Origin of the sequence: Duganella sp. BJB1802 (genome assembly GCF_013369445.1) — a bacterium.
Lineage (GTDB): Bacteria > Pseudomonadota > Gammaproteobacteria > Burkholderiales > Burkholderiaceae_D > Rugamonas > Rugamonas vulcania_A.
On the sequence record NZ_JABWEF010000001.1, the window covers coordinates 377,038 to 400,789 of the forward strand.

Annotated in this window: 23 protein-coding genes; 16 read left to right on the plus strand and 7 right to left on the minus strand. The window is 64.7% G+C overall.

Going from position 1 to position 23,752, the window contains the following annotated elements; translation table 11 throughout:
- Positions 1 to 118 precede the first annotated feature (118 nt).
- The gene (locus tag HUX88_RS01750; RefSeq protein WP_176360614.1) at positions 119 to 1,855 is read left to right on the plus strand and encodes a proline--tRNA ligase; all 1,737 of its coding nucleotides are present in this window, start codon (positions 119 to 121) and stop codon (positions 1,853 to 1,855) included.
- On the plus strand, positions 1,852 to 2,454 hold the full coding sequence (locus HUX88_RS01755; RefSeq protein WP_373886739.1) for a lytic transglycosylase domain-containing protein: 603 nt from the start codon (positions 1,852 to 1,854) through the stop codon (positions 2,452 to 2,454). The genes HUX88_RS01750 and HUX88_RS01755 overlap by 4 nt, the downstream gene beginning before the upstream one ends.
- Before the next feature lie 34 nt (positions 2,455 to 2,488).
- On the opposite strand, the gene HUX88_RS01760 is transcribed toward HUX88_RS01755, so the two are convergent.
- From HUX88_RS01760 to ffh, 4 genes are all read right to left on the minus strand, one after another.
- Positions 2,489 to 2,968: a PIN domain-containing protein gene (locus HUX88_RS01760; protein ID WP_176360615.1), complete on the minus strand. Its 480-nt coding sequence runs from the start codon at positions 2,966 to 2,968 to the stop codon at positions 2,489 to 2,491.
- The gene (locus HUX88_RS01765) at positions 2,956 to 3,165 is read right to left on the minus strand and encodes a hypothetical protein (RefSeq protein ID WP_176360616.1); all 210 of its coding nucleotides are present in this window, start codon (positions 3,163 to 3,165) and stop codon (positions 2,956 to 2,958) included. The genes HUX88_RS01760 and HUX88_RS01765 overlap by 13 nt, the downstream gene beginning before the upstream one ends.
- A 133-nt stretch (positions 3,166 to 3,298) precedes the next feature.
- Positions 3,299 to 3,688 (minus strand): SWIB/MDM2 domain-containing protein, encoded by a 390-nt coding sequence (locus HUX88_RS01770; protein WP_117012092.1) that lies wholly within the window; start codon positions 3,686 to 3,688, stop codon positions 3,299 to 3,301.
- A gap of 191 nt (positions 3,689 to 3,879) precedes the next feature.
- Positions 3,880 to 5,247: a signal recognition particle protein gene (gene ffh / locus HUX88_RS01775; RefSeq protein WP_176360617.1), complete on the minus strand. Its 1,368-nt coding sequence runs from the start codon at positions 5,245 to 5,247 to the stop codon at positions 3,880 to 3,882.
- Positions 5,248 to 5,397: 150 nt separating this feature from the next.
- Here ffh and HUX88_RS01780 point away from each other — a divergent pair, with 150 nt between their 5' ends.
- The 12 genes from HUX88_RS01780 (at position 5,398) to HUX88_RS01835 (ending at position 19,502) form a co-directional block, all read left to right on the plus strand.
- Positions 5,398 to 6,429: a YjgN family protein gene (locus HUX88_RS01780; RefSeq protein ID WP_176360618.1), complete on the plus strand. Its 1,032-nt coding sequence runs from the start codon at positions 5,398 to 5,400 to the stop codon at positions 6,427 to 6,429.
- Positions 6,426 to 7,445: a M48 family metallopeptidase gene (locus HUX88_RS01785; RefSeq protein WP_117012089.1), complete on the plus strand. Its 1,020-nt coding sequence runs from the start codon at positions 6,426 to 6,428 to the stop codon at positions 7,443 to 7,445. Before HUX88_RS01780 ends, HUX88_RS01785 begins: the two co-directional genes overlap by 4 nt.
- An 86-nt stretch (positions 7,446 to 7,531) precedes the next feature.
- Complete coding sequence (locus tag HUX88_RS01790; RefSeq protein WP_117012088.1) at positions 7,532 to 8,509, plus strand: ABC transporter substrate-binding protein; 978 nt, start codon at positions 7,532 to 7,534, stop codon at positions 8,507 to 8,509.
- Entirely contained in the window at positions 8,510 to 9,331 is an 822-nt protein-coding gene (locus HUX88_RS01795; protein WP_117012087.1) for an ABC transporter permease, read from the plus strand.
- Positions 9,331 to 10,128, plus strand: coding sequence for an ABC transporter ATP-binding protein (locus HUX88_RS01800; RefSeq protein WP_117012086.1), 798 nt, complete (start codon positions 9,331 to 9,333; stop codon positions 10,126 to 10,128). Before HUX88_RS01795 ends, HUX88_RS01800 begins: the two co-directional genes overlap by 1 nt.
- A gap of 22 nt (positions 10,129 to 10,150) precedes the next feature.
- Positions 10,151 to 10,957, plus strand: coding sequence for an inner membrane protein YpjD (locus HUX88_RS01805; protein WP_117012085.1), 807 nt, complete (start codon positions 10,151 to 10,153; stop codon positions 10,955 to 10,957).
- Positions 10,954 to 11,232: a PP0621 family protein gene (locus HUX88_RS01810; protein WP_117012084.1), complete on the plus strand. Its 279-nt coding sequence runs from the start codon at positions 10,954 to 10,956 to the stop codon at positions 11,230 to 11,232. The genes HUX88_RS01805 and HUX88_RS01810 overlap by 4 nt, the downstream gene beginning before the upstream one ends.
- A 10-nt stretch (positions 11,233 to 11,242) precedes the next feature.
- A complete protein-coding gene (locus HUX88_RS01815) occupies positions 11,243 to 12,925 on the plus strand; it encodes a PAS domain-containing sensor histidine kinase (RefSeq protein WP_117012083.1) in 1,683 nt (560 codons plus the stop codon).
- A 12-nt stretch (positions 12,926 to 12,937) separates the two neighbouring features.
- Positions 12,938 to 14,443: a sigma-54 dependent transcriptional regulator gene (locus HUX88_RS01820; protein WP_176360619.1), complete on the plus strand. Its 1,506-nt coding sequence runs from the start codon at positions 12,938 to 12,940 to the stop codon at positions 14,441 to 14,443.
- Positions 14,440 to 15,075 carry a 1,6-anhydro-N-acetylmuramyl-L-alanine amidase AmpD gene (gene ampD / locus HUX88_RS01825; protein ID WP_176360620.1) on the plus strand — a complete coding sequence of 212 codons (636 nt, stop codon included), beginning with the start codon at positions 14,440 to 14,442 and terminating at the stop codon, positions 15,073 to 15,075. The genes HUX88_RS01820 and ampD overlap by 4 nt, the downstream gene beginning before the upstream one ends.
- Positions 15,076 to 15,343: 268 nt before the next feature.
- The gene (locus HUX88_RS01830) at positions 15,344 to 18,298 is read left to right on the plus strand and encodes a ribonucleoside-diphosphate reductase subunit alpha (RefSeq protein ID WP_176360621.1); all 2,955 of its coding nucleotides are present in this window, start codon (positions 15,344 to 15,346) and stop codon (positions 18,296 to 18,298) included.
- Positions 18,299 to 18,386: 88 nt separating this feature from the next.
- Positions 18,387 to 19,502 (plus strand): ribonucleotide-diphosphate reductase subunit beta, encoded by a 1,116-nt coding sequence (locus HUX88_RS01835; protein WP_117012079.1) that lies wholly within the window; start codon positions 18,387 to 18,389, stop codon positions 19,500 to 19,502.
- Positions 19,503 to 19,557: 55 nt separating this feature from the next.
- Here HUX88_RS01835 and HUX88_RS01840 read toward each other — a convergent pair whose 3' ends face one another.
- Positions 19,558 to 20,784 (minus strand): type II toxin-antitoxin system HipA family toxin, encoded by a 1,227-nt coding sequence (locus HUX88_RS01840; protein WP_176360622.1) that lies wholly within the window; start codon positions 20,782 to 20,784, stop codon positions 19,558 to 19,560.
- Entirely contained in the window at positions 20,781 to 21,092 is a 312-nt protein-coding gene (locus tag HUX88_RS01845; RefSeq protein WP_161089303.1) for a helix-turn-helix domain-containing protein, read from the minus strand. The genes HUX88_RS01840 and HUX88_RS01845 overlap by 4 nt, the downstream gene beginning before the upstream one ends.
- Before the next feature lie 247 nt (positions 21,093 to 21,339).
- On the opposite strand from HUX88_RS01845, the gene HUX88_RS01850 reads away from it, so the two are divergent.
- Positions 21,340 to 21,705 (plus strand): hypothetical protein, encoded by a 366-nt coding sequence (locus HUX88_RS01850; protein WP_176360623.1) that lies wholly within the window; start codon positions 21,340 to 21,342, stop codon positions 21,703 to 21,705.
- A 649-nt stretch (positions 21,706 to 22,354) separates the two neighbouring features.
- Here the strand turns inward: HUX88_RS01850 and HUX88_RS01855 are convergent.
- On the minus strand, positions 22,355 to 22,993 hold the full coding sequence (locus HUX88_RS01855) for a hypothetical protein (RefSeq protein WP_176360624.1): 639 nt from the start codon (positions 22,991 to 22,993) through the stop codon (positions 22,355 to 22,357).
- Between the two features lie 195 nt (positions 22,994 to 23,188).
- Between HUX88_RS01855 and HUX88_RS01860 the strand changes: the two genes are divergently transcribed.
- Positions 23,189 to 23,701, plus strand: a complete 513-nt coding sequence (locus tag HUX88_RS01860; RefSeq protein ID WP_161082979.1) for a YggT family protein — start codon at positions 23,189 to 23,191, stop codon at positions 23,699 to 23,701.
- The last annotated feature ends 51 nt before the right edge of the window (positions 23,702 to 23,752 follow it).

Consider the following 23,752-nt stretch of genomic DNA (forward strand, 5'->3'; position numbering starts at 1 on the left):
GAAAACGGCCGGAGAGGCATCAATTGAACGCATTTGTATAAAGTATGGACGCATCAGCCAGCTAATCCTTTAAAATTAGGTTGATTATAACTCTCTCTTTTTAAAAAGAATTCACCGTATGCGCGCCTCACGATTTTTTATTTCCACGCTTAAAGAAGCTCCGTCCGACGCCGAGATCGTCAGCCACCAGTTAATGATGCGCGCCGGGATGATCAAACGCCTCGGTTCGGGCATCTACACCTACATGCCGATGGGCCTGCGGATCATCCGCAAGGTCGAGGCCATCATCCGCGAGGAGATGAACAAGGCCGCCGCCATTGAGCTGCTGATGCCTCTGGTGCAGCCGGCCGAGCTGTGGCAGGAGACCGGACGCTGGGACAAGATGGGCCCCGAGCTGATGCGCGTGAAGGACCGCCACGGCCGCGATTTCGCGATCCAGCCGACGTCCGAGGAAGTCATCACCGATGTGGTGCGGTCGGAAATTAAATCCTACCGGCAGCTTCCGTTGAATTTTTACCACATTCAGACCAAGTTCCGCGACGAGCGCCGTCCCCGTTTCGGCCTGATGCGCGGCCGCGAGTTCACCATGAAGGACGCCTACTCGTTCGACCGCGACCTGGCCGGCATGCAGGCCTCGTACAAGGTCATGTTCGACGCCTATGTGGCGATCTTCACGCGCTTCGGCCTGAAGTTCCGCGCGGTGGCGGCCGACAACGGCGCCATCGGCGGCACCGGCTCGCATGAATTCCACGTCATCGCCAGCACCGGCGAGGACGCCATCGTCTACTGCGAAAGCTCGGACTACGCGGCCAACATGGAGGCGGCCGAGGCGCTGCCGCTGGCCGCCAGCCGTCCGGCCGCCGCGCAGGCGCTGACCAAGACGTCGACGCCGGACGCCACCAAGTGCGAGGCGGTGGCCGAGCTGCTCAAGCTGGACCTGGCGCAGACCGTCAAGACCATCGCGCTGACGGTGGAGACCGAGACCGACGGCAAACTGGCTAAACAGTATTTCATGTTGCTGCTGCGCGGCGACCACGAGCTCAACGAAGTCAAGGTCGGCAAGGTGCCGGGCCTGGCGGCGCACCGCTTCTCGACCGAGGCCGAGATCCTGGAGGTGTACGGCTGCGTGCCGGGCTACCTGGGGCCGATCGGCACCAAGGCTCCGGTCACCGTGGTGGCCGACCGCACGGTCGCCAACATGGCGGACTTCGTGTGCGGCGCCAACGACGCCGGCTACCACTACACCGGCGCCAACTGGGGCCGCGACATGGCCGAGCCTACCCTGGTGGCCGACCTGCGCAACGTGGTGGCGGGCGACGCCTCGCCGGACGGCAAGGGCGTGCTGGCGATCGAGCGCGGCATCGAGGTGGGCCACGTGTTCCAGCTCGGCACCGCGTACTCGGAATCGATGAAGGCCACCTTCCTCGACGAGAACGGCAAGCCGGCGCCGCTGCAGATGGGCTGCTACGGCATCGGCGTGACCCGCATCCTGGGCGCGGCGATCGAGCAGAACTTCGACGACAAGGGCATCATCTGGCCGACGTCGCTGGCGCCGTTCGAGCTGGTGCTGTGCCCGATGGGCATGGACCGCAGCGAGGCGGTCAAGGAAGCGACCGAGAAACTGTACGCCGACGCGCAGGCGGCCGGCATCGACGTCATCCTCGACGACCGCGGCCTGCGTCCGGGCGGCATGTTCGCCGACTGGGAGCTGATCGGCGTGCCGCACCGCGTGGTGATCGGCGATCGCGGCCTGAAGGAAGGCAACCTGGAATACCAGGGCCGCCGCGACACCGAAGCGACCGCCGTGCCGGTGGCCGACATCGTCAGCTTCATCAAAGGCAAAATGGCGGCGTGATCGTGAAGCGCACGCTGGCCGGATGTGCGGTGGCGCTGGCGCTGGCCGGCGCCGCCCACGCCGGCAACCAGAAAGAGGAAGCGCTGGCCGATTCGGTTCGGCTGGCGCTGGCCAACGCCATCAAGGACGCGACCCCGCCGCAGCCGACCTTCCGCAGCGAGGCCGAGCGCCAGCGCTACCAGGGCTGGCTGGCGCAGGCGTCGGCGCGACTGCAGCGCAAGCTGCCCGACGCCCAGACCCGCAACGAGTTCCTGGCCACCGTGTGGTACGAGGCGCGGCGCGCCGGGCTGGAGCCGGGCATGGTGCTGGGGCTGATCCAGGTGGAATCGGCCTACCGCAAGTACGCGGTGTCGATGGTGGGCGCGCGCGGCTACATGCAGGTGATGCCGTTCTGGACCAATGTGATCGGCGACAGCAACCGCAGCGCCCTGTTCAACATGCAGACCAACCTGCGCTATGGTTGCGCCATCCTGCGCATGTACATCGACATGGAGGCGGGCAACCTGTACCTGGCGCTGGGCCGCTACAACGGCAGCCGCGGCCGTCCCGAATACCCGAACGCCGTGCTCTCGGCCTGGAACAACTGGAAAGTGCAATAGAAACTGAAAAAACCGGGGACAGATCCGGCCAGTGCTATTTCTTGCGCATTGAGGGTTGCTTGCCTCCACGCCGTGAGGTGGGCGTCTCTCCCGGCGGGTCCACATTCACGACCCTGACGGTCGATACAGTTTTTAGTTCATAAGGGATGCGAACATTCACGCCTTTGAAGTCCTTCGTGTTGCGCGTGATGATCGTGAGGTTCTTGATATCGGCGGTGGCTTGGATTATCGCGTCGGGCAGCGCAATTTTTGGTCCGATCCGGCGCCGCTCCGACATGATGGTCGCGGCGGCCCGCATGATGGCAGCGTCGATCTCTATGATCTCCAATCCGAAATCCGCCATGAATTCGTCGAACCTGGAAATATCGTCGACGTCGGCGCCGCCGTATAGTTCCATCCATGTGATTCCGCTAATCGCAGGATGGTCCCAATGGGCTAACTCGGTCAGTGCTTCCGCGTAGCCTTTGCTCCAGTCGATCAGGATGTTTGTATCGAAAAGGACTAAGCCTGCCATTCAGATCTCAATTGTCGCTGGTACTCCAAGCCATCCGCTGGAATGTCTGGACGGTGCGACCAGATGCCAGCCACCTTCTTGAGTGCGGCCATTCGGCGCGCGCGGCGCGCCTCGATGGTATCTTCAACAATCGGCTTGTCCGGCGCTGTCGGGTTCAGAACGTGATGGTCATCAAGTGAGTGTTTCAGGGTCGCCATAGCGTCACTCCCTTTGTCTGGATGTCGATCCCAGTGTAGCGCATCGCCGGCCCGGTGTCGCGGTGCCATAAAAAAATGCCGTCGTCGCGTGAGCGAGGACGGCATCCCGGCGCGGCTGTACTGGCCGCTGCGCTTATTTCAGGTGGTCGGAAATGAGCTTGGTCATTTCGAACATGGACACTTGGGCTTTGCCGCCGAATACAGCTTTCAGCTTGTCGTCGGCATTGATCATGCGGCGGTTGGCCGGATCCTGCAGGTCGAGCTTTTTGATGTAATCCCAGACTTTTTTCGTGACTTCGGTGCGAGGCAGCGGGGCGGCGCCAACCACGGCGGCCAGGGTGGCCGATGGCGTCATCGCTTTCATGAAGGCGGCGTTCGGTTTGCGCGGTGCGGCCGGGGCGGCTGCTTTTTTCACTGCTGGCTTGGCTGCTGCTTTTGCGGGTGCTGCCTTTTTAGCGGCTGCCGGTTTCGCGGCGGCTTTCTTGGCTGGTGCTGCTGCTGGGGTTTTTTTGGCTGTTGCCATCTTCGAGCCTCCTTAACGAACACATGGAAAATTGCGCAATTGATCGCACCGGCTAATATTGGTGGTGATTTACCGAGTATGCAAGTGTTTTTCGCGTTTTTTCCCGGAAACACCACGTAAACACGGGCTTTCTCGGGGCGGCGCACCGTGGCGGCGCGCTTTTCCCTGTGCCGGCGGGGCCGCGACCCGACTTAGCGCATGCCCGGCATCATGCCCTTCATCGAGCGCATCATCTTCATCATGCCGCCGCCCGAGAGCTTTTTCATCATGGTCTGCATCTGCTCGAACTGGGTCAGCATGCGGTTGACCTCCTGCACCTGGACGCCGGCGCCGGCGGCGATGCGGCGCTTGCGGGTGGCCTTGATCAGCTCGGGCTTGGCGCGCTCCTGCGGCGTCATCGAGTCGATGATGCCGACCATGCGCCGTACCTGCTTGTCGGCCTGGTCCATGTTGGCGCCGCCGGCGGCCTGCTGGAACTGCGCCGGCAGCTTGTCCACCAGGCTGGCCATGCCGCCCATCTTCTTCATCTGGCCCAGCTGCGCCTTGAAGTCGTTCATGTCGAACTTGCCGCCCGACTTGACCTTGGCCGCCAGCTCGGCCGCGGCCTTGGTGTCGACGCCCTTGCGCGCCTCTTCCACCAGCGCCATGATGTCGCCCATGCCCAGCACGCGGTTGGCCATGCGCACCGGGTCGAACGCCTCCAGGCCGTCGAGCTTTTCCGACACGCCGGCAAACTTGATCGGCTTGCCGGTGATGTGGCGCACCGACAGCGCGGCGCCGCCGCGCGAGTCGCCGTCGAGCTTGGTGAGCACGATGCCGGTCAGCGGCAGCGCGTCGTTGAAGGCCTTGGCGGTGTTGATGGCGTCCTGGCCCAGCATGGCGTCGACCACGAACAGGGTCTCGATCGGCTTGACCGCCGCGTGCACGGCGGCGATCTCCTGCATCATCTGCTCGTCGATGCCGAGGCGGCCGGCGGTGTCGATGATCAGCACGTCGTGGTAGTGCTTCTTGGCCCAGTCCAGCGCGGCCAGCGCGATCTCGACCGGCTTGTCCTGCGCGGTGGACGGGAAGAAGTCGGCGCCGACCTGGGCGGTCACCGATTGCAGCTGGGCGATCGCGGCGGGACGGTAGACGTCGGCCGAGACGGTCAGCACCTTCTTTTTCTTTTCTTCCTTGAGGTACTTGGCCAGCTTGCCGACGGTGGTGGTCTTGCCGACACCCTGCAGGCCGGCCATCAGGATGATCGCCGGCGGCTGCTGGGCAAAGCTCAGCTGCGCGGCCTCGGGGCCGAGGTCGGCGCCCATGATGGCGGCCAGCTCGCGCTGCACCACGCCGACCAGGGCCTGGCCCGGCGTGAGCGAGGAGATCACTTCCTCGCCCAGGGCCTTTTCCTTGACCTTGGCGATGAATTCGCGCACGGCCGGCAGGGCGACGTCGGCCTCGAGCAGCGCCAGGCGCACTTCGCGCAGCATCTCGGCGGTGTTGGCCTCGGTCAGGCGGGCCTCGCCGCGCATGGTTTTAACGACCTTGGCAAGGCGTTGGGTAAGATTGTCTAGCATGATGAACCCGGAATGAACAGTGGCCGCCATTTTACCCCATCGGACGGTGGGCGCCGACAGCCCCGTGGACATTGTTAAAAATGCAGTTTCCTATTGACAATGTTATTTTTCATAGGCATCGTTGATGCTTTGTTAATATCGGGAACATCCATGGAACAAGTGCAAGGGGAACAGGCGCAACGCCTGCGTTTTCACGCCACCGGCGGCGAGTATTTCCGCATCTGGATAGTCAACCTGTTGCTGACCATCGTCACGCTGGGCATCTATTCGGCCTGGGCCAAAGTGCGGCGCAACCAGTACTTCTATTCCAGCACCGAGCTGGCCGGCAGCAGCTTCGAATACCACGGCAATCCGGTCGCCATCCTCAAGGGCCGCATCGTGGCCACCGTGATCTTCGGCGTCTACATGGCGGCCTCCGCCTGGGCGCCGCTGGCGGCGGTGGCGGTGGCGCTGGGCATGGGCGCCGCGTCGCCGTGGTTCATGTGGAAGAGCCTGCAATTCCGCCTGCATAACACCAGCTACCGCGGCATCCGCTTCCGCTTCGCCGGCGATGTGCGCGACGCCTACACCAACTACCTGGTGCGCCCGCTGCTGAACGGCGTGGCCCTCGGCCTGGCCACGCCGTTCATCCACCAGCGCGCCAAGGCCTGGCAGCACAACGAGAGCCGTTACGGCAAGGCGCGGTTCTCCTTCGACGCCAGCGTCGCCGATTTTTATAAACTGTATGGCGGCTTGCTGCTGATCGGCGGCGGCGGCATCGTGGCGCTGTTCTGGTTCATGATGAAGCGCACGCCGGCACCGGCCAGCAGCGCCGAGGCGGCCGGCGAAAGCGGCTTGTTCCTGCTGCTGTTCTACGCCTGGTTTTTCGTGGTCTACCCGCTGTTCATGAACATGCTGCAAAAGCTGATCTGGAACCACACCAGCCTGGAGCAGCATCGCTTCCAGTCCGACATGCGCTGGAGCCGGCTGGTGTTCATCACCGTCACCAATTACCTGGCCGTGATCTGCACGCTGGGCCTGTTCCTGCCGTTCGCGCACGTGCGGGCGATGCGCTACCGCCTGGAGTCGATGTCGCTGTTGGTGGACGGCAGCCCGGACGACATCACCGCCGTGGCGGAGGACGAAGTCGGCGCGGCCGGCGAAGGCATGGCCGAGTTCATGGACTTCGACCTTTCGCTATGAGCGGCGCGCAGCACCCCGCCGCCGCGGTCGCCGCGCGCTATTTCGACGGCCGCACGTCGCGCCTGCACCGCGTGACGCTGACGGTGGAGAACGGCATCGCCCAACTGGAGGGGGACGCCCGGCGCGCGGCGCCGCTGGCGGAGCTGCGCGTGTCCGAACGCAGCCGCCACGCGGCGCGCAAGGTGACCTTCGCCGACGGCGCCTACCTGGAAATCGACGACCGGGCCGGCTTCGAACTGCTGCTGCGCGCAACCGGCCACCGCGACAGCCTGGTGGTGCGCTTGCAGCACAGCTGGCGCGGCGTGCTGGCGGCCGCCGCGGCCACCGTGGCGCTGCTGGCGCTGGGCTATCTTTATCTGCTGCCGGCGGCCGCCGGCTGGATCGCCGACGCCCTGCCGCTGTCGGTCGAGCGCCAGTTGGGGCAGGGCGTGCTGGCCGCGCTGGATCACCGGATGTTCGCGCCGTCCACGCTGCCGCCGGCCCGCCAGCAAGCCTTGCGGCGACGCTTCGCCGCGCTGGCGCCGCCGCCTTCCGAGGCCGGTCCGGCGCGGGACTGGCAGCTGGTGTTCCGCAGCAGCCGCGTCGGCCCGAACGCGTTCGCGCTGCCGTCCGGCGACATCGTGATGACCGACCAGATGGTCGTGCTGCTGCAGGACGACGACGCCGTCATGGGCGTGCTGGCGCATGAGCTGGGCCATTTGCAGCGGCGCCATATGACGCGCCGCATCATCCAGAGTTCCGCCGTGGCGTCGGTGACCTCGCTGGTGTTCGGCGACATCTCCGCCGTCCTGAGCACGCTGCCGGCGCTGGCGCTGGACATGAAATACTCGCGCGACGCCGAACAGGAGGCCGACGACTACGCGGCCGTCATGTTGCGCCACAACGGCATCCCGCTGGAGCATCTGGCGGCGGTATTTGCCAAACTGGAAAAACTCGATGGCGGCGGCTTGCCGGCGTATTTCTCCAGCCACCCGCCGAGCGCCGAGCGCATGGCCCGGCTGCGCGGGGCGCGGTGATGCGACGATAGGCGATAGGCAAGTCATCCGTGGCTTGGTATGATCTGCACACATTACAGTGCCATCACACACGACAGGAGAGACGGATGAAATTGAACGCCATCGGCAAGACCTTGACCATCGCCGCCATGCTGGCCGCCGCCGGCGCGACGTCCGCGCAGGAGGTGGTCCGCCTGGGCAACCTGAAGTTCGCCCACTACGGCGCGGTTTCCTACATCAAGGAGATCGCCCCCAAGTGCGGCATCAAGGTCGAGGAGCGGGTGTTCGCCAAGGGCCTGGACGTGATGCAGGGGATTATCGCCGGCGAGCTCGACGTCGGCACCACGGCGTCGGAGGCGGCCATCTCCGGCCGCGCCAGCGGCGCGCCGATCTACGTGGTGGCCGGCTTCGCCAAGGGCGGCGCGCGCCTGGTGGGCCGCGCCGACCTCAAGATGAAAAGCGTCAAGGACCTCAAGGGCAGGAAGGTCGGCGTCACGCGCGGCGGCATCCAGGAGGTGCTGCTGCTGGCCGAGCTGCAGCAGGCCGGCCTCTCCGCGTCCGACCAGCCGGGCAAGGACGTGCAGCTGATCTACCTGGCCTACGCCGATTTGAACCAGGCGCTGCTGGGCAAGAACATCGACGCCATGATGAACTCCGAGCCGCAGTCGTCGCAGTCGATCAACAAGGGCTACGGCAACGAGATCATCAAGCCCTACGACACCCCGATCGGCGAACCGGTCCGCACGATGGTGATGACCGAGAAGTTCTACAAGGAGAAGCGCCCGCTGGCCGAGAAGTTCATGCGCTGCTTCGTCGAGGCCACCAAGACCTTCATCGACCAGCCGGCCGTGGCCGAGAAGTATGTGCGCGAGACCGTGTTCAAGGGCCAGATCACCAAGGAAGACTTCAACGACGCCATCGGCAATTCGCCGTACTCCTACGACATCACGCCCGAGCACATCCAGGTCACCACCGACGTCATGTTCAAGACCGGCGTCGGCCGCATGAGCAAGCCGCCCGCCGCCAGGGAATGGGTCAAGACCGACCTGCTGGACGCCGCCAAGAAAAGCCTGGGCGTCAAGTAAATGGCCAAGTTCAACGCGAGGGAGGCGGGCGTCGGCCTGATCGTGCCGGCGCTGGTGATCGGCGTGTGGCAGCTGGTGTCGATGAAGGGCTGGGTCAATCCGCAGATGCTGCCGTCGCCGCTGGCGGTGCTGGAACGCTGGATCGCCTATCTGCTGCCGGTCCAGCCGTACAGCCCGGAGCAGGGCAGCTGGCTGCTGTGGGCCGTGTCGGGCGAGCTGATCGTCGACGCCCTCGGCAGCCTGTACCGCGTGCTGGTCGGCTTCGCCATCGGCGCCGCGCTGGCGCTGCCGCTGGGCCTGGTGATGGGCGCCAGCCAGACCGTGTACGCCTGGCTCAATCCGCTGATGCAGCTGCTGCGGCCGATTCCGCCGATCGCCTACATCCCGCTGTCCATCCTGTGGTTCGGCCTGGGCAATCCGCCGGCCATCTTTTTGATCGTGCTGGGCGCCTTCTTCCCGGTGCTGATGAACACCATCGCCGGCGTGCGCCAGGTCGACAGCATCTACCTGCGCGCCGCGCGCAACCTCGGCGCCAGCGGCGCCACGCTGTTCGTGCGCGTGATCCTGCCGGCCGCCGTGCCGTATATCTTGTCGGGCGTGCGGATCGGCATCGGCACCGCCTTCATCGTGGTGATCGTGTCCGAGATGATCGCCGTGAACAACGGCCTGGGCTTCCGCATCCTGGAGGCGCGCGAGTACTTCTGGTCGGACAAGATCATGGCCGGCATGATCACCATCGGCCTGATCGGCCTGATCATCGACACCGCCGTCAATAAACTGAACAACCATCTGCTGCGCTGGCACCGCGGCCTGGAGAACTGATGAACCCTCACCACATCGTCGTTGCCAACGTCAGCAAGGTGTTCCAGACCGCCGAGCGCCAGCTGGTGGCGCTCAAGGACATCGACCTGGAGATCCCGCAGGGCCAGTTCGTCTGCCTGCTGGGGCCCTCGGGCTGCGGCAAGTCCACGCTGCTCAACGCCATCGCCGGCTTCGCGCCGCCGAGTTCCGGCCGCATCCTGGCCGACGGCAAGGAGGTGCGCGCGCCCGGCCCCGAGCGCGGCATGGTGTTCCAGGAGTACGCGCTGTTCCCGTGGATGACGGTGGAGAAGAACATCGCCTTCGGCCTGGAGATCAAGGGCATGCCGCAGGCGCAGATCGCGGCCAAGGTCGACCAGCTGCTGGCCATGCTGTCGCTGGGCGACTTCAAGCACCGCTTCCCGAAGGACCTGTCGGGCGGCATGCGCCAGCGGGTGGCGATCGCCCGCGTGCTGGCGCTCGATTCGCCGATCATGCTGATGGACGAGCCCTTCGGCGCGCTGGACGCGCTGACCCGCCGCAACCTGCAGGACGAGCTGCTGCGCCTCTGGGCCGAGCTGAAGAAGACCATCATCTTCGTCACCCACAGCATCGAGGAGGCGATCTACCTGGCCGACCGCATCGTGGTGATGACCTACCGTCCCGGCACCGTCAAGCGCGACCTGATGGTCGAACTGCCGCGCCTGCGCGATCCGGCCTCCGCCGAGTTCAACGCCCTCAAGCGCGAACTGGGCCAACTGGTGATGGAGGAGCAGCAGCGCCATCACAACGACGAGCTGCGCATGGCAGCCGTCGACTGAGCGATGGTGTAAACTGCCGGACATGCAGACTATCCTACTTTTGGCAGCCATCGCGCTGTACCTGTTGTGCGCGGCGCTGCCGTCGCGCCGTGCCGGGCTCATTTCCGCCGTGACCGCCGCCGCCTGGCTGCTGCACGGCGCCGGCCTGTGGTCCGAGGTGGCCGGCGGCGCCGGCGCCATCCGCATCGGTTTCGCCGCCATGCTGTCGTCGGCGCTGTGGGTGTCGGTCGGTGCCTACTGGATCGAGAACCAGAACTTCAGCCTGGACGGCATGCGCCGCCTGGTCATGCCGAACGCCGCGCTGGCGGCCGCCCTGCAGGCCGGCTTCCCCGGCAGCGTGATCCCGCTGGAGGGCAAGTCGCCGCTGTTCGGCTGGCACATCGCCATCGCCACGCTGGCGTACAGCACGCTGACGGTGGCCGCCTTCCACGCGGTGCTGATGGCGCTGCAGGAAAAGCGCCTGCACGCGGGCACCGAGCGCAAGGGCTTCCTGGCCGCCGCGCTGGACCAGCTGCCGGCGCTGCTGACCATGGAGAAGCTGCTGTTCCGCATGATCGGCATCGGCTTCACCTTGTTGAGCCTGACGGTGCTGTCGGGGATCGTGTTCTCGGAACAGCTGTTCGGCCAGGCGCTCAAATGGGACCACAAGTCGGTGTTCACCATGATGTCGTGGGTGCTGTTCGCGGCGCTGCTGGCGGGCCGCCGCTTCCGCGGCTGGCGCGGCAAGACCGCGCTGAGCTTCACGCTGGCCGGATTCGCCACCTTGTTGCTGGCCTATGTCGGCAGCCGTTTTGTGTTTGAAGTGGTTTTGCATAAGGGTTGGGCATGAGCCGTATAATTTTTTGGCTGGCGTTGGTGTTCCTGGTGATCTTCGCCGTCCGCAGCAAGATCCGCGAGGCGCAGAAGCGCCATCGGCAGCAGTTCCGCGAGCCGCAGCAGCCGGCCGGCCGCGCCGCCGGCCAGGCCGAGGCCAGGGCTGTGGCCGAAGCCGAGACCATGCTGCAATGCGCCCACTGCGGCATCTTCTATCCGGCATCGGAAACCGTGCAGGCGCGCGGCCGCGACTACTGCAGCGCGGCCCACGCCACGCTGCCGGGCGTCTAGGCCGCCGCGCATGATCGCGCGCCTTCAAGCCTTGTCGGCCGGATCGCGCGCCACCTTCTGGCGTTCGCTGCAGACGCTCAACGCCACCCGCGTGGTGATCGCGCTGGTGCTGCTGGTCTACCTGAGCTTCGACAACCACGGCCTGCGCGCCTCCGGCCCCTATCTATACCTGCAGATCTGCCTGGTCTATTTGGGCCTGGCGATCCTGTTCGCGCTGACGGCGGTCTACTGGCAGCGCCGCTTCCTGCTGCAGCTGCTGTCGCAGGTCGCCTGCGACCTGGCCGTCATCTCGCTGCTGTTCCTGGCCGGCGGCGGCTTGCGCAGCGGGCTGGCCATCCTCTACCTGTTCCCGCTGGCCGGCGTGGCCATCCTGGCGCCGCTGATGCTGTCGCTGTTCTGTGCCGCGCTGGTGGCGCTGTTCATGCTGGCCGAATCGACCTGGCAGGTGTTCATGATGGAGGGCGAGCAGCCCTACCTGCAGGCGGGCCTGTACGGCGCGGCCTTCTTCGCCGCCGTGCTGGTGGTCAACCGCATGGCGGCCCGGCTGATCGGCCAGGAGGAGCTGGCGATCCAGCGCGGCGTCGAGATCACCGTGCAGCAGGCGGTCAACCGGCTGGTGATGGCCAACGTCGGCGACGGCATTTTGGTGGTCGATCCGGATGGCCAGGTCTTCGCCGGCAATCCGGCGGCGCAGCAGATGCTGGGCATGGTCGGGCCGGAGATGAGGTTCCGGCTGTCGGCCGCCGCCGCGCTGGCGCCGCTGGCGCAGGCCTACGCCGAGTGGCGCGCCGATCCCGCGCGCAGCACCGCCTACGTCACCATCAAGCCGTATGGCGAGGCGGCGCTGCGCGACGTGACCGCCGCCTGGAGCGCGCGGCGCGACCTGGCCGCGCATCTGAAGGTGCGCTTCGCGGCGGTCGACACGGCCGGCCTGGACACCGAGCGCAGCGTGATCTTTTTGCAGGACGTGACCGGCATCGAGAACCAGGCGCAGCAACTGAAGCTGGCGTCGATGGGGCGGCTCACGGCCAGCATCGCGCACGAAGTGCGCAATCCGCTGTCGGCCATCGGCCACGCCACCGCGCTGCTGGGCGAGGACCTCGACAGCACCGTGCATCTGCGGCTGCTGAAGATCGTCGGCGACAACGTGGCGCGGGTCAACCGCATGGTCGAGGACATCCTGCAGCTGTCGCGCAAGGTGCAGCCGCACAGCGAGCCGCTGGCGCTGGACCTCTTCCTGGCCGAGCTGAAAACCGAATTCGTCGACACCCACGGCCTGCCGCACGACCTGCTGGCGGTGTCGGCGCCGGCCGGCACGCTGGTGCGCTTCGACGCGCTGCACCTGCGCGAGGTGGTGCTCAACCTGCTCAACAACGCGGTGCGCTACGCCAGCGGCGCGCCGGCCTCGGTGCGGATGGAGCTGGTGAGCGAGAAGGCGCGGCCGATGGAGCTGCATGTGCAGGACGACGGCCCCGGCATCTCGCCCGAGGTGCGCGCCCATCTGTTTGAGCCGTTTTACACCACATCGAGCAAGGGGACCGGCCTGGGACTATATCTGGCGCGCGAATTGTGTTTGAATAACGAAGCGCGGTTGGACTACGAATATCGTTTTGATATCAAAGACAGCCCCGATGGGACTCCGCGCTCGCGCGGGCGCTTCGTAATCACCTTCGCCCATCCGGCGCAGACGTAGAAAGGCTGTTTGATGACTGCTAGAGGTTCCCAACGCGCCCCCCGCGTGCTGGTCGTCGACGACGAGGCCGACCTGCGCGAGCTGCTGGAACTGACCCTGCTGAAAATGGGCCTGGACGTCGACAGCGCCGCCACGCTGGCGCAGGCGCGCGGCCTGCTGGCCAACGCCGAACGCGAATACCAGCTGGTGCTGACCGACATGCGCCTGCCCGACGGCCTGGGGCTGGAGCTGGTGCGCGAGGTCAGCGCCGCATATAAGAACACGCCGATCGCGGTGGTGACGGCCTTCGGCAGCGCCGACAACGCCGTCATCGCGCTCAAGGCCGGGGCCTTCGACTACATCTCCAAGCCGGTGGCGCTGGACCAGCTGCGCGTGATGGTGCAGTCGGCGCTGCGGTTGAACGCCGAGCCGCCGGCCGGCGAGGCGCCATGCGCCGCGCCGCTGGACAGTCGTTTGAAAGGCGAGTCGGCCGTGATCCAGGCGCTGCGCGCGCAGATCGCGCGGCTGGCGCGCTCGATGGCGCCGATCGCCATCAACGGCGAATCGGGCAGCGGCAAGGAGCTGGCCGCGCGCGAGATCCACGCCCAGAGTTCGCGCGCGGGCAAGCCCTTCATCGCCGTCAACTGCGGCGCGATTCCCGAGGCGCTGATGGAGGCCGAGTTCTTCGGCTACCGCAAGGGCGCCTTCACCGGCGCGGCCGATGAGCGCGACGGCTTCTTCCAGGCGGCCAACGGCGGCACGCTGATGCTCGACGAGGTGGCCGACCTGCCGCTGGCGATGCAGGTCAAGCTGCTGCGGGCGATCCAGGAGCGGCGCGTGCGCAAGATCGGCGCCACCGCCGAGGAGCCGGTCGACGTACGCATCATCAGCGCCACCCACAAGAACCTGGAGCAGTGCGTGGAGCAGGGCAGCTTCCGGCAGGACCTGTTCTACCGCCTGAACGTGATCGAACTGAGTCTGCCCCCGCTGCGCGAACGACTCGACGACCTGCCCGTGCTGACCGCCGCCATCCTCGAGCGGCTGGGCACCTTCGAGCACAAGGTGCGGCTGGGCGAGGGCGTGCTGGAGACCTTGCGCGGCTACTCCTTTCCCGGCAATGTGCGCGAGCTGGAAAACATCCTGGAGCGCGCGCTGGCCTTCGCCAACGACGGCGTGATCGAAGTGGCCGACCTGGCGCTGAAGGGCGCGCGCAACGCCGAGGCGCCGGCGCCGTTGACGGCGCCGCCATTCGCCGACGGCGCCGCGCCGGCTGTGCCGCCATCGCCGCTGCCGGCGGCATCGGCGGCGGCAACCGCCCCGACGCCGGCCGACCCGGCGCCGCCCGCCGCGCTGCCGCACCTGGACGCGCTGCCCAGCAGCCTGCCCGACTACCTGAACCAGATCGAGCGCGACATCATCCTGCGCGCGCTGGCGCAGACGCAGTTCAACCGCACCCAGGCCGCCCAGCTGCTGGGCATCAGCTTCCGCCAGCTGCGCTACCAGATGCAGAAGCTGAACATCCAGGAGCCGGAGGCGTGAGCCGCGCGGAAGTGGGGGCGGACGGCTGGTGGCGGCCGGCGGTCCGCTACGACAGCCCGCACGCCGACTGCCGCCCCGACCCGGCCGACATCACGCTGCTGGTCATCCACAACATCTCGCTGCCGGGCGGCTGTTACGGCGGTCCGCACGTGTCCGACCTGTTCACCGCCCGCTTGGACTATAATACTGACCCCTCGTTCGCGGACCTGCGGGGGCTGAAGGTGTCGAGCCACTTCTTCATCCGCCGCGACGGCCGCGTGATGCAGTATGTTTCTGCCAACGAGCGGGCCTGGCACGCGGGGCTGTCGTCGTTCCGCGGCAGGGAGAAGTGCAACGACTATTCGATCGGCGTCGAGCTGGAAGGCACCGACGGCAGCGGCTTCGAGCCGGCCCAGTACCAGGCGCTGGCCGAGCTGACTTTGGCGCTGCAAATGCGCTATCCGCTGACCGACGTGCAGGGTCACGAGCACATCGCGCCGGGCCGCAAGACCGATCCGGGGCCGTTGTTTGATTGGGAATTTTATCGGAAAACCTGGCAGTCGCTGCTTAATCGAAAGGCACTGGACGAGCCCGCGTTAGTGGGCGCTAGCGCCGAATTGCGCTTCGCAAAAGGCCTCCCGCAAAGTCAATAGAAAAATTGCCGTAAACGGCAAAATTTCCACTTGTCTTACCATTATCCGACCACTACAATCAGTGTATCGATTCACACCAATCACTAGATATAGTAGTTCCCATGACACTGGTTCTTAAACTATTTACAAGCCGCCAAGGCCAGTTCAACACCCATTTTATTGCAGTTTAACCAGCCAGGCAGGTTTGGCTGGCCGCTTCATTTTGGCCTTTTTTTATACAACATTACGTCGCGCAGCTTTGACTGCACGCTGTTATCGGGGAGCTTAAATGCAATCTACTCAAGACATCACCATCAATCCAGCGCTGGTACCAGCAGCCGCTGCGAGCACCGCCAGCAGCCCGGTCACGGCCGCCAGCGACCTCGGTGACTACCGCATCATCCGCCGTAACGGCGCGGTCGTCGCGTTTGAACCGTCGAAAATCGCGATCGCCATGACCAAGGCCTTCCTGGCCGTCAACGGTGGTCAGGGCGCGGCTTCGGCGCGCGTGCGTGAATTGGTAGAACAGCTGACCTCCAGCGTGGTCACCGCATTGGTGCGCCGCCAGCCATCGGGCGGCACCTTCCACATCGAGGACGTGCAGGACCAGGTTGAACTGGCGCTGATGCGCTCCGGCGAACACGATGTCGCCCGCGCCTACGTGCTGTACCGCGCCAAGCACATGGAAGAGCGCCGCGCCGCCAAGGAAGCCCAGGGCGCCGCCGCGACCATCGACGCGCCGCAGATCCACGTGGTTGAAAACGGCGAGCGCAAGCTGCTGGACATGAACCGCGTCACCGGCTTGATCAACGCCGCCTGCATCGGCCTGGAAAAGCACGTCGACGCCGACGCCATCGTGGCCGAGACGCTGAAGAACCTGTACGACGGCGTGCCGGTCGAAGAGCTGCACAAGTCCGCCATCCTGGCCGCCCGCGCGCTGATGGAAAAAGACCCGGCCTACTCGCAGGTGACCGCCCGCATCCTGCTGCACACGATCCGCAAGGAAGTCTTCGGCAAGGAAGTGGCGCAGGGCGCCGCGGCGGCCGAATACGTGACCTACTTCCCGCAATACATCGCCAAGGGCATCGCCAACGAACTGCTGGACACCAAGCTGGCCGAGTTCGACCTGGCCCGCCTGTCCAAGGCGCTGGTCGCCGACCGCGACCTGCAGTTCGGCTACATCGGCCTGCAAACCCTGTACGACCGCTACTTCCTGCACGTGCGCGACGTCCGCATCGAGATGCCGCAGGCGTTCTACATGCGCGTCGCCATGGGCCTGGCCCTGAACGAATCGGACCGCGAAGCGCGTGCCATCGAGTTCTACAACCTGCTGTCGACCTTCGACTTCATGAGCTCCACGCCGACGCTGTTCAACTCGGGCACCCTGCGCTCGCAGCTGTCGTCGTGCTACCTGACCACCGTCTCGGACGACCTGGAAGGCATCTACGACGCCATCAAGGAAAACGCCCTGCTGGCGAAATTCGCCGGCGGCCTGGGTAACGACTGGACCCCGGTGCGCGCGCTGGGCGCCCACATCAAGGGCACCAACGGCAAATCGCAAGGCGTGGTGCCGTTCCTGAAAGTGGTCAACGACACCGCCGTCGCGGTCAACCAGGGCGGCAAGCGCAAGGGCGCGGTGTGCGCCTACCTGGAAACCTGGCACATGGACATCGAAGAGTTCCTGGACCTGCGCAAGAACACCGGCGACGACCGCCGCCGCACCCACGACATGAACACCGCCAACTGGATCCCGGACATGTTCATGAAGCGCGTGATGGAAAAGGGCGAGTGGACCCTGTTCTCGCCGTCGGACTGCCCGGACCTGCACGACCTGGTCGGCAAGGCCTTCGAAAAAGCCTACCTGGGCTACGAAGCCAAGGCCGCCGCCGGCGAGATCCGCGTGTTCAAGAAGATCGCCGCGCTGGACCTGTGGCGCAAGATGCTGTCGATGCTGTTCGAAACCGGCCACCCATGGATCACGTTCAAAGACCCATGCAACATCCGTTCGCCGCAGTCGCACGTGGGCATGGTCCACAGCTCCAACCTGTGCACCGAGATCACCCTGAACACCGGTCCCGACGAAATCGCCGTCTGCAACCTGGGTTCGGTCAACATGCCGGCCCATATGAAAGAGGGCAAGCTGGATCACGTCAAGCTGAAAAAGACCATCCGCACCGCGATGCGTATGCTGGACAATGTGATCGACATCAATTACTACGCCGTCGACAAGGCCCGCAACGCCAATATGCGCCACCGTCCGGTGGGCCTGGGCGTGATGGGCTTCCAGGACTGCCTGCACATGATGCGCATTCCGTTCTCGTCGAACGAAGCCGTGTCCTTCGCCGACACCTCGATGGAAGCGGTGTGCTACTACGCCTACCTGGCCTCGACCGAACTGGCCGAGGAACGCGGCCACTACCAGTCGTACAAAGGCTCGCTGTGGGACCGCGGCATCCTGCCGCAGGACTCGATCAAGCTGCTGGCCGACGAACGCGGCGGCTATCTGGAGCAGGATACCTCGGCCGCGATGGACTGGACCCCGGTGCGCGACCGCATCAAGAAGTTCGGCATGCGCAACTCGAACTGCGTGGCGATCGCTCCGACCGCGACCATTTCGAATATCATTGGCGTGTCGGCCTGCATCGAACCGACCTTCCAGAACCTGTACGTGAAGTCCAACCTGTCGGGCGAGTTCACCGAGATCAACGCCTACCTGGTGCGCGACCTGAAGGCGCGCGACCTGTGGGACGAGGTGATGATCTCCGACCTGAAGTACTTCGACGGCTCGCTGGCCAAGATCGACCGCATCCCGCAAGACCTGCGTGACATTTATGCAACCGCGTTCGAAGTGTCGCCGACCTGGCTGGTGGAAGCCGCATCCCGCCGCCAGAAGTGGATCGACCAGGCGCAGTCGCTGAACATCTACATGGCTGGCGCGTCGGGCAAGAAGCTGGACGAGACCTACAAGCTGGCATGGCTGCGTGGCCTGAAAACCACCTACTACCTGCGTACCATCGCCGCCACCCACATGGAGAAATCGACCTCCAAGACCGGCGCGCTGAACGCGGTGGCCGTGGACGGCGGCATGTCGGCCAGCGCCATGTCGGCGGCCGGCCCGGCGGCGGCGGCCATGGCCGGTTCGGCGGCGGCGGCATCGTCGGTGGCCCAGGCCGAGGCCGACGGCGCGGCCTGCTACCTGCGTCCCGGCGACGACGGCTTCGAGGAATGCGAAGCTTGCCAATAAGCGGGCGGCAAACGTACTAATATAGAGAGTGAATCGTCCCGGCCCGTCCGGGCGGTTCTTTTGACACCGAATTCAGAAGGAAAACACCATGTCGCTGTCCTGGGACGAAGAGGCCGCACCGGCCGCATCACAAGCTGTCAACCAAGCCGCGCTGGCTTCCGGCGAAGCCAACGCCGAGCAAGTCGCGCTGCGCGTCAACGCCGACGACAAGCGCATCATCAACGGCAAGACCGACGTCAACCAGCTGGTGCCGTTCAAGTACAAGTGGGCGTGGGACAAATACCTGGCCGGCTGCGCCAACCACTGGATGCCGCAGGAAGTGAACATGCAGCGCGATATCGAGCTGTGGAAGAACCCGAACGGCCTGACCGAGGACGAGCGCCGCCTGGTCAAGCGCAACCTGGGCTTCTTCGTCACCGCCGACTCGCTGGCCGCCAACAACATCGTGCTGGGCACCTACCGCCACATCACCGCGCCGGAGTGCCGCCAGTACCTGCTGCGCCAGGCGTTCGAGGAGGCGATCCACACCCACGCCTACCAGTACATCGTCGAGTCGCTGGGCCTGGACGAGGGCGAAATCTTCAACGCCTACAACGAAGTGAAGTCGATCCGCGACAAGGATGAGTTCCTGATCCCGTTCATCAACACGCTGACCGACCCGGCCTTCACCACCGGCACCGTGCACAACGACCAGCAGCTGCTGAAGTCGCTGATCGTGTTCGCCTGCCTGATGGAAGGCCTGTTCTTCTACGTCGGCTTCACCCAGATCCTGGCGCTGGGCCGCCAGAACAAGATGATGGGCGCCGCCGAGCAGTACCAGTACATCCTGCGCGACGAGTCGATGCATTGCAACTTCGGCATCGATCTGATCAACACGATCAAGATGGAAAACCCGCTGCTGTGGACGCCTGCGTTCAAGGAAGAGATCAAGCAGCTGTTCCTGAAGGCGGTGGACCTGGAGTACGCCTACGCCGAAGACACCATGCCGCGCGGCGTGTTGGGCCTGAACGCGACCATGTTCAAGGGCTACCTGCGCTTCATCGCCAACCGCCGCGCCACGCAGATCGGCCTGGAGACGCTGTTCGACCAGGAAGACAACCCGTTCCCATGGATGAGCGAGATGATCGACCTGAAGAAGGAACGCAACTTCTTCGAGACCCGCGTGATCGAGTACCAGACCGGCGGCGCGCTGAACTGGGATTAATCGGTACGCTGGCTGTAGAGCGTCACACAAAAAGCCTGGCTATTGCCAGGCTTTTTTATTTCAGCCGCTTGCGGTTGGCCTCGATGGCGCGGCCGATGGTCTTGATCGTCGCGGTGCGGATCGGGGCGCCGTGGGCCAGATCCGTCCACAGGCCGGTCTGCGCCACCATCGCCTCAATGACGCCGCGCGCGTGCCGTTCGGGGACGCCGGTGTCCGCCGCAAGCCGCAGCAGGTCGGCCAGGCCGGGTGCCCGGCTTTCGCCCATGACCGACATCTGATGCTCGCCGCCGGGACCGGGATTGAAACTCAGGTCGTAGCAGGGCGAGAGCTGCCAGTGCCAGTCGCGGCTCATCCGGTAGGAGAAGTTCTTGGCGTGATCGTCCCGGCTGTTGAACAGCACATTGAAGACGCAGCGCCGGAACGCGGCTTCGACCTGCCGCTGGTCGCCGGTCATCAGGCGCGTGGCACGCAGGAAGGTGCTGTAGTCGACCGACGGCAGACGGAAGTCGACCTGCAGCAGACCGGCCAGCGTGTGGACCGGCACGCGCATGGCGTCTTCGCGGTCGAAGCGCTGGACGCCGAAGGCTGCCAGGCGGCGGTCCAGGTCGATATGGCGGGTCGCCGGCATCTCCAGGCCGCAGTTCCGTGCCAGCTCGGCATACACATGTTCGATGGCACAGACTTCCTTGTGCTCACTCTGCGCAGGAAACTTGATCAGCCAGGATTGCCCCCAGCCGGGGTCGTCCAGCGTGCTCACCTGGCCGCTCGCAGGGTCCAGCCGCACCAGCACCTTGGGCCGCGAGCCGTGCGGCGACCCTCCCAGCAAGACCAGTTGCTTGAGGATGGCGCTATCCTTTCCTTGCGCAAGCGTGTGCGCTGCTTGCGCCAGGTCCAGCAGGTGGAGATCCTCCGGCGACAGCTGAAGCGGATCGGGTGGCACATAGCTGAGCGCACCCATGCCGCGATCACCGACGAACGCCAGCCGGTCCAGCGGCGAGATGCTGTGCAGCGCCCTGCCTTGTTTGCGAAACAACTTATCCATCAACAGCATGCCCCAGCCGTCCGGGAGCGAATCGGCGACCAGTCCAGGCAGGCGCAGTTGATGTCGCGGGAATCCGCTGTAGCCTTCGGCCCTCAGCGGCAGGTGGCGTGGCGAGAGTTCGACGCCGCGTCGCAGCGCTTCCGGCGCGTACTCGAACAAGATGTCGGTGCCGTTGTCGGCGAGGGCGCCCAGCGGCCAGCATTCACCCCAGCCATTGAAGACGACGTTGAGCAGTTTCATTTGGCGGCTCGGCGAGGAGCGCGGCGGCGTTTTGCCAGCTCCGCCTTTTCCATGGCGGCGATCGACACGACCTTGAGTCGGAACAGTTCACCCAGATCGTCAGCCAGGCCGAGTGCCACGACGATCTGGATGAAGGACGCCAGCGAGGCTTGTCCCTTGGCTTCAAGGTTCTTCACGGTGCCGCTGGACAGGCCGGCGCGCTGGGCCAGCTCCACTTGCGACCAGCCCTGCATCAAGCGCCGCGCGCGCAAACGGTGTCCGAGTTCGGCGCTGATCTCAGGCGCGGTGGCCATCATAAAGTCAAACATATTGCCTCCTAACGAGGATATGCGCGTTTAATGATTAATATCTTACTCCTTAACTTTGCAGGCGACGCTTTCCGCAGACTTCGCGCAGCCTCATAGCACGGCAGTGACGTGCCGCCGAAATCTCATAGCGTAAACAAACGTACCCGCCGGCGCCGCGCGATCGATCACGCGGTGGCGCGCGTCGACGAACTGAGTTTGGTGGCGCGGCGCATCGCGTACGCGCGACAAGCATGTGCACGAAGTGGTGGTGACGAAGCCCGGCCGCGAGATGGTGGATGCCGTCGGCCGCGTGTGCGAAAACGCCGTCGCCGAGTCGCCGGTCGATTGCGGTGGTCCGTCGGCGCGCCTTGCCACGCTTGATGAAGCGCGTCGCCGCCGGCGTGAACGCGCGCCTGCATCGGCGCGAAAACGGCGCGCGGAATCGAGCGATGTGCGAGTGCGCGCCGCATGTCGCGCGCGTGCGGCGCGCGAACACCGCAGTATTGTGCTTGCCATTCGCCGCACTCTGTCTCATAATCGCGACGAAATTAAAACAGTGAGTAGCGGCGGCGCGCAAGCGATGCGCAAGCGCTCTCGATTTCGGAAGCGGGTGGTGCGGATTTCTCGCCGGTGACGACGGCATCGCAGAAACCCAGGCGGCATAAGGCGCGCTTTGATGCGGTCTTTTTTTGGCGCGACAGCGCGGACGCTTTTCCGAACTCGATCGAGCGCGCACATCGCGGCGCGGCGACGCAAGCGGGCATGCCGAATCGGCGTGCGTATGTGAGTTGGGCAGCTTAACGCGAAAAAAAGCGCGCGAATATCTCTCGTGCTGGTTGCGTACCGACAAGGTTTTCGTGTACTTTACGAGATTGAAAATGCGTGTTTTGAAATGTGCGGAAATTTGAAGTCGCACATGCCGCAGAAATGATCGCGATACGGGATACAGATTCACACAGATATGCACAAGACCACACTGTTTTTGTTGAGCCGTCTTTCCTGATTAGGTTCAGGTTGGGCGGTTTTTTGTTTGAAAACGAAAACCGTGCATGGCTGCGACGTAGGTCCATGGAGCTGAACATACGCCCGACCACCCGCAAAACGTCGCAACAAGATTAGTACCTGAGCGCCTTCCGGCCACGGACGGCGACCAGGTCGATGGCTGAAGTGCTGCACTCGTGAGGGGTTGCAGCAGTTCAGCTGGTGCCGAATTCATTAGCGCAAACCGTAGTCCGTTTGCGCCGATGAATAATTCGCCTGGCCTAATTCCGGGCCGGACGGGTTTAAATCTTGTAATGAATTTTTCCCATCCCCGATGAAGGAGAACTAAAAATGGCAACAGCCGCAAAGAAACCAGCAGCAAAGAAACCGGCCGCTAAAGCCGCCGCCCCAGCGAAAAAGCCTGTCGCAGCGAAAGCCGCCGCCAAGCCAGCAGTGAAAGCTGCCGCCAAACCAGCCGCCAAAGCCGCAGCTAAACCAGCCGTGAAAAAAGCAGCTGCCAAGCCAGTCGCGAAAAAAGCAGCCGCCAAGCCAGCAGCAAAAGCAGCCGCCAAGCCAGCAGTGAAAAAAGCAGCTGCCAAGCCAGTCGCTAAAAAAGCCGCAGCTAAACCAGCAGCCAAGCCAGCAGCGAAAGCTGCCGCCAAGCCAGCAGCTAAAAAAGCTGTCGCCAAAAAACCAGCGGTAAAAGCAGCAGCCAAACCGGCTGCAAAGGCAGCGGCTAAGCCAGCAGCAAAAAAGCCGGTTAAAGCAGCCGCCAAGCCGGTTGCTAAAAAGCCAGTCGCTAAGAAAGCCGCCGCTAAACCGGCAGCCGCTCCAGCCGCAGCTCCAGCCGCAGCTCCAGTCGTGGCAGCCGCCGCGAAACCAGCTGTGAAAAAAGCCGCGCCGAAGAAGGCTGCAGCACCGAAGAAGGAAGCTGTCGCCAAGCCAGCCGCTCCAGCTCCGGCCGCCGCTCCCGCAGCAAAAACCGTGTTGGCACCGGCCGCAGCTTGGCCGTTCCCAACCAGCACCCGTCCTAGCTAATTAAATAGCTTGGATGCCTGCTGAGGCAATGGGCCGCTGTGTGAGACAATCACACAGCGGCTTTTTTTTGGAGGGGACTCGTGCTTAGTATTCTCGTGTTGATTGTCGACGCCATCGCCACCCTGTTGGGCGGGGCTCTGCTGTTGCGTTTCTGGATGCAGGCGATCCGCGTCCGCCCACCGGCTTCGGTGGCCCAATTCACGTTCCAGCTGTCGGACTGGCTGGTGCGCCCGCTGCGCCGCATCGTGCCCGGCGTGGGCGGCTATGACTGGGCCAGCCTGATCGGCGCCTTCCTGATCGTGCTGCTGGCCACCTCGGTGATGTACCTGGCCGGCTGGACCACGCCGCTGGTGCTGCTGATGGCCTGCCAGCGTTTTCTGCAGTGGATCCTGTACGGCTTCATGGCCCTGCTGGTGGTCGAGGCCATCTTCAGCTGGGTGAACCCGCATGCGCCGCTGGCGCCGTTCGTGCGCGCGCTCAACGAGCCGCTGCTGCGTCCCATCCGCCGCGTGGTGCCGCTGGTCGGCAACCTGGACCTGTCGCTGCTGGTGGCGCTGATCCTGCTGCAGATCGCGCTGCTGGTGCTGGGGATGCTGTTCAGCGGACGCTGATCCAGCTCCTGAGATAAAAAAACCCCGTCGGCCTGAACGCGCTCAAGAGCG